The 12043-nt window shown below is 59.1% G+C and carries 15 protein-coding genes; 12 read left to right on the forward strand and 3 right to left on the reverse strand.

Annotated elements, in window-relative coordinates; translation table 11 throughout:
- Positions 1-68: 68 nt before the first annotated feature.
- Positions 69-794 carry a Crp/Fnr family transcriptional regulator gene (locus BMX80_RS05355; protein WP_083394247.1) on the forward strand — a complete coding sequence of 242 codons (726 nt, stop codon included), beginning with the start codon at positions 69-71 and terminating at the stop codon, positions 792-794.
- Positions 795-935: 141 nt separating this feature from the next.
- On the opposite strand, the gene BMX80_RS05360 is transcribed toward BMX80_RS05355, so the two are convergent.
- Positions 936-1391, reverse strand: a complete 456-nt coding sequence (locus tag BMX80_RS05360; RefSeq protein WP_071873299.1) for a flavodoxin — start codon at positions 1389-1391, stop codon at positions 936-938.
- Positions 1392-1511: 120 nt separating this feature from the next.
- Between BMX80_RS05360 and BMX80_RS05365 the strand changes: the two genes are divergently transcribed.
- On the forward strand, positions 1512-1958 hold the full coding sequence (locus BMX80_RS05365; protein WP_074866000.1) for a PAS domain-containing protein: 447 nt from the start codon (positions 1512-1514) through the stop codon (positions 1956-1958).
- A gap of 194 nt (positions 1959-2152) precedes the next feature.
- On the forward strand, positions 2153-2791 hold the full coding sequence (locus tag BMX80_RS05370; RefSeq protein ID WP_074866002.1) for a hypothetical protein: 639 nt from the start codon (positions 2153-2155) through the stop codon (positions 2789-2791).
- Between the two features lie 34 nt (positions 2792-2825).
- Here the strand turns inward: BMX80_RS05370 and BMX80_RS05375 are convergent, their stop codons facing one another.
- Entirely contained in the window at positions 2826-3740 is a 915-nt protein-coding gene (locus tag BMX80_RS05375) for a MerR family transcriptional regulator (protein ID WP_083394248.1), read from the reverse strand.
- 127 nt (positions 3741-3867) lie between these two features.
- On the opposite strand from BMX80_RS05375, the gene BMX80_RS05380 reads away from it, so the two are divergent.
- The 9 genes from BMX80_RS05380 (at position 3868) to BMX80_RS05420 (ending at position 10965) form a co-directional block, all read left to right on the forward strand.
- Positions 3868-4287: a thiol-disulfide oxidoreductase DCC family protein gene (locus tag BMX80_RS05380; RefSeq protein WP_074866008.1), complete on the forward strand. Its 420-nt coding sequence runs from the start codon at positions 3868-3870 to the stop codon at positions 4285-4287.
- A 162-nt stretch (positions 4288-4449) separates the two neighbouring features.
- Positions 4450-5151, forward strand: a complete 702-nt coding sequence (folM, locus tag BMX80_RS05385; RefSeq protein WP_074866011.1) for a dihydromonapterin reductase — start codon at positions 4450-4452, stop codon at positions 5149-5151.
- Positions 5141-5725: a GTP cyclohydrolase I FolE gene (gene folE / locus BMX80_RS05390; RefSeq protein WP_074866014.1), complete on the forward strand. Its 585-nt coding sequence runs from the start codon at positions 5141-5143 to the stop codon at positions 5723-5725. Before folM ends, folE begins: the two co-directional genes overlap by 11 nt.
- Complete coding sequence (gene folX / locus BMX80_RS05395; protein WP_074866017.1) at positions 5725-6096, forward strand: dihydroneopterin triphosphate 2'-epimerase; 372 nt, start codon at positions 5725-5727, stop codon at positions 6094-6096. The genes folE and folX overlap by 1 nt, the downstream gene beginning before the upstream one ends.
- 93 nt (positions 6097-6189) lie before the next feature.
- Positions 6190-6483, forward strand: a complete 294-nt coding sequence (locus tag BMX80_RS05400; RefSeq protein ID WP_074866020.1) for a DUF1244 domain-containing protein — start codon at positions 6190-6192, stop codon at positions 6481-6483.
- Positions 6480-6821, forward strand: a complete 342-nt coding sequence (locus tag BMX80_RS05405) for a HopJ type III effector protein (protein ID WP_074866023.1) — start codon at positions 6480-6482, stop codon at positions 6819-6821. The genes BMX80_RS05400 and BMX80_RS05405 overlap by 4 nt, the downstream gene beginning before the upstream one ends.
- 90 nt (positions 6822-6911) lie before the next feature.
- The gene (locus BMX80_RS05410) at positions 6912-8885 is read left to right on the forward strand and encodes a sensor domain-containing diguanylate cyclase (protein ID WP_074866026.1); all 1974 of its coding nucleotides are present in this window, start codon (positions 6912-6914) and stop codon (positions 8883-8885) included.
- A gap of 81 nt (positions 8886-8966) precedes the next feature.
- A complete protein-coding gene (gene cysZ, locus BMX80_RS05415; protein WP_074866029.1) occupies positions 8967-9701 on the forward strand; it encodes a sulfate transporter CysZ in 735 nt (244 codons plus the stop codon).
- An 85-nt stretch (positions 9702-9786) separates the two neighbouring features.
- Positions 9787-10965, forward strand: a complete 1179-nt coding sequence (locus tag BMX80_RS05420; protein WP_074866031.1) for a glycosyltransferase family 4 protein — start codon at positions 9787-9789, stop codon at positions 10963-10965.
- On the opposite strand, the gene BMX80_RS05425 is transcribed toward BMX80_RS05420, so the two are convergent.
- Positions 10949-11908, reverse strand: a complete 960-nt coding sequence (locus BMX80_RS05425; RefSeq protein ID WP_074866034.1) for a DegV family protein — start codon at positions 11906-11908, stop codon at positions 10949-10951. The two genes, BMX80_RS05420 and BMX80_RS05425, sit on opposite strands and share 17 nt — an antisense overlap.
- Positions 11909-12043 lie beyond the last annotated feature (135 nt).

A 12043-nucleotide genomic window follows, 5' to 3' on the forward strand; every position in this document is an offset into this window, starting at 1 on the left:
AAGCCAGCCACAACGGGCTGCCCAAAGCCTAAGCTTGGGGAATACGTTTAAGAGTGTAGTGAGTCACCGTGGCTGAAACTGTCAACGAATTTACACTGCCCAACAGCGAGCACTGCCGCCGCGAGTTACTGCGTTACCGCTGGTTTGCTGATTTGCCCGCCGACGCCATCGAGCACTTAGTGAGCTGTGCACGGCTGCGCAACCTTAGCGACGGGCAATGCCTGCACCGTAAAGGTGACCCCGGCGATGGCCTGTACGGCGTGTTAAGCGGCGGCATTAAGGTCAGCTCCAGCTCGGCCGATGGCCGCGAGGCGGTGCTGACCATTCTGGAACCCGGCAGCTGGTTTGGCGAAATCTCCCTCTTCGACAACCAACCCCGCACCCATGATGGCTGGGCGCAAGGCACCACACAGCTGCTGATGATTCCCCGGGCTGGCTTTCAACAACTGCTCAAACAACGCCCCGAGCTGTACGCGCATTTTGTCCAGCTACTGTGCTGGCATATCCGCCTGAGCTTTTCGGTGATCGAAGACACCGCCTTTCTGCCGCTCGAAGGCCGCTTAGCCAAGCGCCTGTTAATGCTTGCCGAAGGCTATGGCCGCACAGAGGCGCGCGGCACGCGCTTGCAGCTGCATGTATCGCAAGAAATGCTCGGTTTGATGCTGCAAGCCAGCCGGCAGAGCATTAACAAGCACCTTAAGGAGTGGGAGCGCGCCGGCGTGGTCAGCCTGCACTACGGCAGCCTGACCATTCACCAGCACGACACCCTTGAGCAGATCGCCCAGAGCCACTGACTTAATGCCTGCACGACCCAATCACTGCGTTGCGCGGTGCTCACAACCTCGCCTACCAGACGGTATGTCTCGGCTGTTGCGCTCCGTACGCCTTGTGCTTGGGCCGTTCGCCGATTAATTCAGCGCCTCCTAACTCAAGCTTCACGCCTTTAGCGCGGCGGCCAGCTGGACTAGCCAATCTTGCGCATCTTCCACCGGCGTTACGCTTTCGCTGGCATCTAAACGCAGCATGGGCTGTGCTTCGCGCATACCCAGCTCGTCCACCAATAGCTCACGCAGCTGCTCGCCACCGGCGCAGAAGGTGTCGCCATACGAGGCATCGCCCAAGGCAATCACCGCGACGGGCTTGCCCATCCACTGCGGAAAACGGTCACGCAGCTCACAAAACAGCGGCATCAGGCTATCCGGCAGTTCGCCCATGCCGGTGGTGGAACTCACCGCCAACAGCGCATCGGGGGCAAAGGCCAGCAGCTCATCAAGGTTAACCCGTGGCTTATGCCAGCTCTCTAGGCCTTGTGCAGTCATCAATTCGGCAGCGGCATGGGCCACTTCCTCGGCAGCGCCATAGACAGAACCGGACACAATGGCAATTTTCATCGAAGCCTCGCGCAGATGATGATTCGGGGCGCGCATTATGCCAAAGCTGACACACCGTGACATTTGCGCCTCAAGTCTTAGAATCAGAGCATGCGCCTCTGACCTCCAAGGATTGCCCGCATGATCAGCGCCAAGCTGCTGCAAAAAATGATTAACGCCTCTAACGACGGCATCGTGATTGCCGAACAAGAAGGCGATGACAACATCCTGATTTACGTCAACCCAGCCTTCGAGCGCCTGACCGGCTATGTCAGCGACGACATCCTCTATCAGGACTGCCGCTTTTTGCAGGGCGATGACCGCGACCAACAAGGCCTGCGCGACATTCGCGCGGCGATCAAGGCAGGCCAGCCCTGCCGGGTAACCCTGCGCAACTACCGCAAAGACGGCAGCCCATTCTGGAACGAGCTATCGATCACCCCGGTGTTTAATGAAGCCGATCAGCTGACCTACTTTATCGGCATTCAAAAAGACGTCACCCGCGCCGTGAACGCCGAAGAGCGCGTGCAACAGCTCGAAGCGCAACTGGCCGCACTGCAACAGCAACTGGCCAAACAGACCCCGTAACCGCTCCTGAGGCAACCGCCCCGCCGTACTCAGCGGGGCGCTATACCCGCGCAAGGGTTACGGCCTTTTGCCAGCCTACCTTTCGGGTAGACCAAGATCACAACCTGTCAAGTCGAACTTGTTTCAGCTTCTTGGCCCGCGCATACTCGCCGCATTGTCAGCAATCTGCAGCACACGCCGCACGGGACTAGCACATGGGCCGCAAAGGCTTACTCAACCAAGAAGAGCTGGATTTCCTTCTGGAAGTCATGGAAACGCGCCTGCCTGATGGTCTGCCGCGCCATCCGCAGTTCAGTGTGGATGGCGGCGAAGCTGGCAATGCCATGCTGGTGCGCTTAGCGGCCAGTTCCGAATTGCAGATGACCGCCCTGTTTCGCAGCCACAAGTTGGTTTTCCCGCTGCAACTGGTGCAAGACGAGTTCGGCAAGCTGACCTTAGAGCTGCGCCCACCGCGCATTTACGAACAAGGCCCCACCGTGCGCCAATGGCGCCTGGAGCCGAGTATTCCGCTGCGTTTGATTGCCGCCGATGGCAGCACCACCGAGCTGGAAATCGCCCAACTGTCGCAATCCAGCGCGCTGATTCGCAGCAGCGAGCGCGCCCCGGAGCACGTCAAAGGCTTTATCGAGCTGCCCAGCAATGGCCGCCGCGTGGCCATCTCGGCGGTTAAAGTGCGCGACGTCGGCACACAACACGCCGCCTACTTGCTCAGTTACGACGAGCAAGAGCAAGAAGACCAAATCAATAGTTTTATCTTCGAGCAACACCGCAAACAGCACCCCGAACTGTCGATCGAAGAACACTTAAGCGAGATGGGTATCTCAGCGTACTAACGCCGTCGCCGCCTGTCTCAGCGTGGCGCCAGTGTTAGGTGTCTAGCTGCTCAGCCAGCAGGCGCTTAAGGCGCAGCGCCAAGGCAAACCAATCGCTGCCCAAATGGGCGATACCCAGCTCAGCCAAGCGCTCGGCGGCCAGCTCGCTGCCGGCCCCGGCCAGCGCTAAGGTGCAATCCAAACTCAGGCTTAACTTGGCCAACGGCTTATTCAACCAGTCGGTGGCAAACGGCTTTTGCGCCAGCAATAGCAGCACCGGCGCCGCACTGTGCGCACCCACTAAGGCGAGTTCTTCTAAGGGTTGTTCGGCGCTGTGCAGCTGCACGCTAACGCCCGACTCCTGCAAGGCCAAACCGGCTAACAGCCACTCCAACTCATGGCATTGCCCCTGCGGAGCACACAGCAGCACGTCGGGCGCGCCGTCACGACGGGCTAATTGCAAACGCTGCAATACGCGGCCACGCAAAAAAGTATCCAACAGCAGCCATTGGCTGCGCATACCGAATTGCTCGCGGGCAATCAGCAGTTGATTCCATACCGGCAGCAGCACTTCGCGGTAAATTTCTAGCGCGCCGTAGAGTGAAAATAACTGGCCGTATAAGCGTGCCAGCTCGGCCTCAGAGAACACTTTCAAGGCATCCAGCACACGGCCTTGCCAAGCGGCAAACTCGCCATCGGCCAACACTGGGGCGGCCTTATCGCTGCTGCTTTGCAGCAAAGCGCCGATTTTGCTCACCGCTACGCCACGCTCGATCCACGCCAAAATGCTGCGCACCCGCTCAACATCGGCCATGGAGTACAAACGATGACCGCTCTCCGTGCGCGTTGGCACCACCAAGGCATAGCGGCGCTCCCAAGCGCGCAACGTCACCGGGTTGATGCCGGTTAGGCGACACACTTCGCGAATGGGAAACAACTCGGCGTCGGTGCTGCTGGCAATATCAGACATAGACATCCCTAAAGTGCGCGACGCATGGACAGGTGGTCGGCGCTGGCAATGGCTTTGGATTGTAACCCAGCACAAATCACGGTTGAATGTACAAAACTTGTACAAGGTAAAGATCCAGGAGCACAGCATGCCCGCTTGGCCTCTAACCCTCTACTTTGATGGCGCTTGCCCGCTGTGCGCGCGCGAGATTAACCACCTGCGCCGCCACGCCAACCCGGCACGCTTAGTACTTGTCGATATCAGCGCGGCCAGCTTCCAAACGCCGGTCGATTTGCCCGCCGGCGCCAATTTGCAGCAACGCCTGCACGCACGCTTTACCGATGGGCAATGGCTCAGCGGCCCCGAAGCCACCCTGTGGAGCTGGCGCGCCGCCGGCTTAGGCCGCTGGGTAGCGCCTTTAGCCTGGCCATGGCTACGCGGCGTGTGGCAAGCGCTGTACCGGCTGTTCAGCATTGCTCGGCCCTATTTGGGTTGGCTACCGCACCCCGGTGGGCAAATTGCCTGCCACGCCGACCAGCAAGGCAATAAAACTTGTACAAAACCATGAATCAGCAAAGGCAAAACGCCCACTGACTTAAGCCAGAAAAACAAAAACCCCACGAACAGCGCGGCTTAGCGCCCACGCAGACCCCATCAAGCACAGCAAAAGGTTGTACAAGATAAAAATCAGGTATAACCTTGATCCATCATCTTTGCTCATGGATCAACCATGTCGCACCCTATCTTGATCACCGGCGGCGCCCAGCGCGTAGGCTTGCACTGCGCCAAGCGGCTGCTCGAAGACGGCCACGAGGTCATCATCAGCTACCGGCGCGAGCGCGAATCGCTCACCGAGCTACGCGCGCTGGGCATTCGCACCCTGCAAGCTGACTTTGCCAGCACCGCGGGGATCATGGCCTTTATCGACAGTCTGCACCGCGAAACCCAAGGGCTACGCGCCATTGTGCACAACGCCTCGACATGGCTGGCAGAAACCCGTGGCGAAGAAGCCGCCAGCTTCCAGCAACTGTTTAGCGTGCACATGCTGGCGCCCTATTTAATCAACCTGCACTGCAGCGATTTGCTCAGTGGCACGGGCCTGCGGGACATCGTGCATATCAGCGACGACGTCACGCGTAAGGGCAGCGCCAAACACACCGCCTATTGCGCCAGCAAAGCCGGGCTGGAAAGCCTCACCTTATCGTTTGCTGAGCGTCTCGCGCCGCGCATCAAAGTTAACGGCATAGCCCCGGCACTGCTGATGTTTAACGAACACGACAGCCCAGCGTATCGCGAACAAGCGCTGGCTAAATCGGCCTTGGGTATTGAGCCCGGCCCCGAACCTTTCTATCAGGCGCTACGCAGCCTGCTCGACAACCCTTACTTAACCGGCACCACTTTGCACTTAAACGGAGGTCGCCATGTCCACTGAATTACCTAACGCCGCCACCCAAGCGCTGGCCGCGCACTACCAGCAGATCCTCCAAGGTTTGGGCGAAAACCCCGAGCGCGAAGGCTTGCTCGACACCCCCAAGCGCGCCGCCAAGGCCATGCAGTACCTGTGCAACGGCTACCAAAAGAGCCTGCAAGAGGTGGTCAACGGGGCGCTGTTTGAGTCTGATAACGACGAGATGGTGATCGTCCGCGATATCGAGCTGTACTCGCTGTGCGAGCATCATCTATTGCCCTTTATCGGCAAAGCCCACGTGGCGTATATCCCCACCGGCAAAGTACTGGGCTTGTCGAAGGTGGCGCGCATTGTCGATATGTTCGCCCGCCGCTTACAAATTCAGGAAAACCTCACCCGTCAGATTGCCGAAGCCGTGCAGGAAGTCACCCAAGCCGCCGGCGTGGCCGTAGTGATCGAGGCCAAGCACATGTGCATGATGATGCGTGGTGTCGAGAAGCAGAACTCGGTGATGAGCTCCTCGGTGATGCTTGGCGCGTTCCGCGAGTCCTGTAACACTCGGCATGAATTTCTGCAACTGATTCACCGGAGCAACTGATGGCCCGCCTCGAACCCGGCATGGCGCGAATCCGCATTAAAGATCTGCGTCTGCGCACTTATATCGGCATCAATGATGACGAGATCAAAAACAAGCAAGACGTGCTGATCAACATCACCGTGCTCTACCCCGCCGCCGACGCGGTGAACGAGAACGATATCGAGCACGCGCTGAACTACCGCACCATCACCAAAGCGGTGATTCGCCATGTGGAAGAAAACCGCTTTGCCCTGCTTGAGCGCTTAACCCAAGAGGTGTTGGCAGTGGTCATGGAGTTCAAGCAGGTTCGCTATGCCGAAGTAGAAATCGACAAGCCGCATGCGCTGCGTTTTGCCGAGTCGGTGTCGATCACCTTAAGCGAGCATCGTTAAAGGCTGCCCCGTCGCTGCTTACCGCAACAGCCTAGGCGCCTTGCCCACAAGCCCTAGGCTGGCTACCCTGCCAGCGCTGAATGGGAGCCCCGCATGACTGAACAACAACGCCTAGAACTTGAAGCCGCCGCCTTCCGTACCCTCGTTGCGCACCTGCAAAAGCGCACCGACGTGCAAAACATCGACCTGATGAACCTCGCCGGTTTCTGCCGTAATTGCTTATCTAAGTGGTACAAAGCCGCTGCTGATGAGCAGCAGATTGAGCTGACCCAAGATGACGCCCGCGAGCTGATCTACGGCATGCCCTACGCGCAATGGAAGGCCCAATACCAACGCGAAGCCTCTGCCGAGCAGCTGGCTGATTTTGCCCGGAACAAGCCCGAATGAACGCCATCAATGCCTTTCGCCAAGCCCTGCAGCGCGACACACACCGTTTTGAACAAACCTTAGCGTTTATTGCCGAGCACTATGCTTATCAGCCGCAAGCCTTCGACAACGGCGACGTCCACAATGCCGCTGGGCAGAACGAAGGCTCATGCAAAGTGCTGGGCCTAGCCCTGCTGGAAAACTTAAGCCTCGAAGAAACCTTGCGCGCCTTTGGCGAGCACTACCGCGCCGTACTGGCCAACCCCAACGGCGACGACCATGCCAATATCCGCGCCTTGATGCGCGAAGGCTTGGCCGGCGTGCGTTTCACCCAGCTGCCCTTGAGCACCAAGGCGTAAAGCAAGAAAAAACACGGCGCTGCTGCAACCGCGCGGCGCCGCGCAAGAACGCTGCCTATACTGTCGATAAGACATTAGACGGCGCCAGCAATGCCCTTACGCCTACGCCTGCTCAGCTTATTTGTGCCCCTGCTGCTCGCTACTGTGACGGGCGTCTGGCTGCTGGCGCAAAACACCCTCGTGGCGCGCTTTGATCGCAGCGACCACGAAGAACTCAACGACCGTCTGCAACAACTCAACCGCCAGCTGTACCAAACCTTACGCTACCACTTGGCCGTAGCGCGCGACTGGGCTTGGTGGGACGACAGCTTCGAATTTATTGCCCGAGGCAATCCCGAATATATCGACAGCAACCTCAGCGGCGACACCCTCGAAAACCTCAACCTGCATCTCGTCATCTATTACGATGCCGCCGGCAAACCTGTACACACCCGGTGGCGCAAAAGCAGCAATCACACCTTGATCACCCTCGACGGCCAACCTGCACCGTCTAGCCAAGCACTCCAACCTATGGTCACCACGGCACTGCAAGCACTGCGCATGCAGCACAGCTCCAACAACATTCGCGACAATCGCGTGCTGTTGGTGCGGGTCGCCAATGTGGTGATGCTCGCCGTACAAGTCAGCATCACCCCCGGCGAAGACCGCAGCACCAGCAACGGCGCACTGGTGATGGTGCGTCTGCTCGACAAAGCCTGGCAGGAAGAAATGCAATCCGGCCTACGCACCCCCATTCAGCTGCGCCAAGCGAAAACCAGCACGCTGCCTGCCCTACCACTGAGCCTACCGCTGGATGTTCAAAAGCCGGCGATCACCCTACTCAGCCGCGAAACACCTAGCGAGCATTTGCAAAGCGGCTGGCTGCGCATTGGCGACGCGCAGCACCAAGCGCAGTTTGATATCGAACTCAGCCTGCCGCGCCAGCTGTACCTGCAAGGCCAGCACAGCGTGGAGTTTTTCTTGATCAGCGCGTTTGTGCTCGCCGGGGTGGGGTTATTGATTGGTTTTCTCAGCTTCGAATATTGGGTACTGGTGCCCATTCGGCATATCAACCGGCATATCAAACGCATTGCCCAGCAGCCCAAGCACCGCTTGCCCATCACCGGCAACGACGAGCTGACCCGCGTGAGCCGCAGCATCAACCTGATGCTCGACCAGCGCCAAGACAGCAGCGAACGCGAACGACTGATCCTCGACAACATCAAAGACGGTTACTGCGAGTTAGACGTGCAAGGCCGGCTGACCCGCATCAACCACACCATGCAAAGCATCATCGGCGCCAGCGAAGAGCAGCTCGTTGGCACCCACTACAGCGCGATGCTGCCGGAAGCACTGCGCCCCACCGCCGAGCATTTCTTCCAAGAAGCGATTGCCTGTAGCGACCAAATACCGGCCTTTAACAGCCAGTATCAACGTGCCGACGGCAGCCTTGGCCATTTTGAAATTCGCCTGAGCCAAATCACCGACAGCCAAGACCAGATCTGCGGGTTGCGCGGCATTTTGCGCGACACCTCACGGCAAGAGGCCTACCACAGCGCCTTGTTAGACATGGCCTACCGCGACGCGCTCACTGGCGTAGGCAACCGCAAAGCTTTTAGCGAACGCTTACAGGGGCTATGTCGCGGCAACGCACCGTTTGCCCTGCTGTTTATCGACTTAGACCAATTCAAGCCCGTCAACGACCGCTTTGGCCACGACGTCGGCGATCAGCTGCTCCAGCATGTCGCCAAGCGCTTAAGCGGGTTGCTGCGCGATGACGACCGGGTGTTTCGCTTAGGCGGCGACGAATTCACCGTCGTGCTGCCCAACACCCAGCGCGAACAAGCTTGGATGATCGCCCAGCGCTTGCTCAATCGGGCCGGCGAGGACTACGACATCGACGGCACCTGCATCGACTTCATCACCCCCAGCATTGGCCTAGCCATGTACCCCGAGGATGCGCAAGACAGCGAAAGCCTGCTGCGTGCGGCCGATTTGGCCATGTATGAAGCCAAGCAAGCGCGTAACCGGGTGATGAGCTACAGCCCGGCGCTCGCCACTAGCCACAGCCCCGATACGCCCTAAGGCGCACTCTTAAGCCGCGTGCCGCTGTTTAAAGCACAGCAGATCGGTACACTAAGCGCTCACCCGTTCTAGGAGTGCGCTGTGAACCATCCGGTCATTTCCCCCCCGCAATATTTCATTGAAGGCTTCAGCTACATGCTGCGCCCCGGCCTTCGGGCTTTTGTCATGCTGCCGCTGCTGGTGAACATCTTGGTGTTCGGCGGGATGATTTATTGGGCCTTCGGTGAGTTCGACTACTGGGTGAACTACTTCATGCCCAGCCTGCCGGATTGGGCCAGTTTTCTTAACTATATCCTCTGGCCGCTGTTCGCTTTGTTAGTGCTGGTCATCGTGTTTTTCACCTTTACCGTGGTGGCCAACATCATTGCCGCGCCGTTCAATGGTTTTCTCGCCGAGAAGGTCGAGATCATGGCGCGCGGCGAAGACCGCACGCAGCCGTTTCGCCTGGCCGACTTAGCGCCCTTAGTGGGGCGCAGCATTGCCCGCGAACTGCGCAAACTGGCCTACTTCGCACCACGCGCGATTGGGCTCTTGGTGCTTTCGCTGATTCCCGGTTTAAACATCATTGCCGCGCCGCTGTGGCTGCTGTTTGGCGCATGGATGATGGCTGTGCAATATCTCGACTACCCCTGCGACAACAACCAAGTGAGCTTTCCCGACATGCTCAGCTGGCTGCGTGAACGGCGCTGGGGCTCGCTCAGCTTTGGCGGTGTGGTGTATGTGGCCACACTGATCCCGCTGGCCAATCTGTTCTGTATGCCGGCGGCCGTCATCGGCGCCACCCTGTACTGGGTACGTGAAACTCCCAGCGCCTAAGCGCACGCAGCACAGGCGTGCCAAGGTCATGTTTCGTTCATAAAACGGTCACTCTTTCGCCACTCATTAGCGCCAGAGTGACCGTATGAATGCACCGTCTTTGCTGCTCAATGCCGCACACCACAGCACACTGCCCCTGCACTTGGCTTTAGTGAGCGAAACCTACGCGCCCGAGGTAAACGGGGTTGCCCACACCCTGAAACACTGGGTGGAAGGTCTGCGTGAGCGCGGCCACCGGGTAAGCATCATTCGCCCCCGACAAGCCCACGAGCCGGCCAAGCAGGCCGATCACCTGTTAGTGCGCGGCGCCCCGATACCCGGTTATCCCGAGCTGCAATGGGGCGTGTCAGCGCACCACAAACTGCTGCGCCAGTGGCGCCGCGAGCGCCCCGATGTGGTGTATGTCGCCACCGAAGGGCCGCTGGGCTTGTCAGCACTACGTGCGGCGAACAAATTGGCGATTCCCTGCTTAAGCGGCTTTCACACCAACTTTCAGCAGTACAGTCAGCATTACCGCTTTGGCTGGCTGCAAAGCCTGTTGGAGCAATACCTGCGCTGGTTCCACAACCGCAGCCAGCGCACCTTAGTGCCCAGCGAGCAACAGCAGCGCGCCCTCGTGCACCTGGGCATTCACAACAGTCACGTGTTAGGTCGCGGCGTCGACGGCCAGCGCTTTTGCCCCAGCCGCCGCGATGAGCGCTTGCGCGCGCAATGGGGGGCCAACGAGCAGACCCCGGCCTTGCTGTATGTGGGCCGTTTGGCGGCGGAGAAAAACCTCGCGCTGCTCCTGCACAGCTATCAAGCCTTGGCCAAGCCGCTGCCGTTGGTCATCGTCGGCGATGGGCCGCTGCGCAAGAGCCTGCAAAAAGCCCTGCCACAGGCGCACTTTACCGGCACGCTGGTGGGCGATGAGTTGGCCCGTCACTACGCCAGTGCCGACGTGTTCGTGTTTCCCTCGCGCAGCGAAACCTTCGGTAATGTGGTGTTAGAGGCCATGGCCAGTGGCTTGGCCACCTTAGCCTATGATCTAGCCGCCGCCAGCATGCTGATCGAGCATGGGCACAACGGCCTGTTAGCGATTGATGGCGATGAGCAAGCCTTCTGCCAAGCCTTGCAAGACTGCGCGCAAGACAGCGAACTACGCCGCCGCTTGCGCCTCAATGCGCGCAAAAGCGCCACCGCCTTCAGTTGGCAGCACATTGTCGGCGAGTTGGAGCAGCTGCTCCAACAAACCCAGCAGACGCCCCTTACAAACCGTCATTAGCCCCGGCAAACGCGGCGGCCAAGGCGCCGGCGCCTAAGTTGATCATGCCGGTCATGCTTAACGGGGCCAGATACAGGCTCACCCCACGCTTGGGGCACAAGGCCTCCAAGGCTTGGAAGGCCGGCATCTGTTTTAAGTCCTGCATATCGCCGGCATAACTGATGCACAAGTGCGGCGCTTCCAGCGTGGCGCTATCCACTCGCTCGGCCAAGAACTTAAACAGTTTGTCTGCCGCTTTGGCGAAGCCTTTACCGCCAACATGCACCTTCTCAACGCCGTTACGCAGCTCCACCAAGGGCTTCACATCCAGCATCGAGCCTAAGCCCAGCGCCGCGCCTTTGAGCCAAATAGCCGCGCCTTTGCGGTTGTCGCCTTTTTTCAGCGCCTCGTTACGTAAACGATCCAAATCATTAGGCACCAAATACACGCCAATCTGGCTGCGCAGTTTTTCCAGCATGGTGCGGATCGCGTTGGGGTGTGCGCCGGCTTTTAGTAGGCGCACCGCTTCGGCAGCTAACACGCCTTGGCCACTGAACGCCGTTTCGCTGTCGATCACCCGCAGGGTGAAGTCGCCGCTTTGCCCGGCGGCTTCGCGCTGGCTTTGCGCCTTGGGCATAACGGTGGTGGCCGCTTGCGCCGCTTGCTCATAAATGCCGCTACGGGCAGCGGCAACGGTCATGCAGTAGACCAAGTCGTAGCGCTCAACGAGCTCTTCGAGAATCCACGGTTGCAGCTGCTCGGCGCCCACTGGCGAAGTGTGGCTTTCCGGCAATCCGCCAGCCTGCACGCGCTTTAAAAACGCGCCCATGGTGTCGGGAATGCGCCGATCGATAACCAGCTCGTCACCGATGTGCAAATGAATGGGTAACACACGAATATCGTTGTCGCGCAGAAACTCGTGCGGCAGATCGCAGGTGGCATCGACCACCAAGCCAATACGCATGATTCACTCCAGTCAGCGCTCGCGGCGCCATTGTTGTTTTGGGAGTGCCTTTACTGCGCCAAGCGCCAAGGGCAGCGCTGCGTGGAGTTAGCAGTAAAAGCTTGTCGAACAATGTGCCGCATTGTGACAAGCATC

Source organism: Atopomonas hussainii (assembly GCF_900109735.1).
GTDB classification, from domain to species: domain Bacteria; phylum Pseudomonadota; class Gammaproteobacteria; order Pseudomonadales; family Pseudomonadaceae; genus Atopomonas; species Atopomonas hussainii.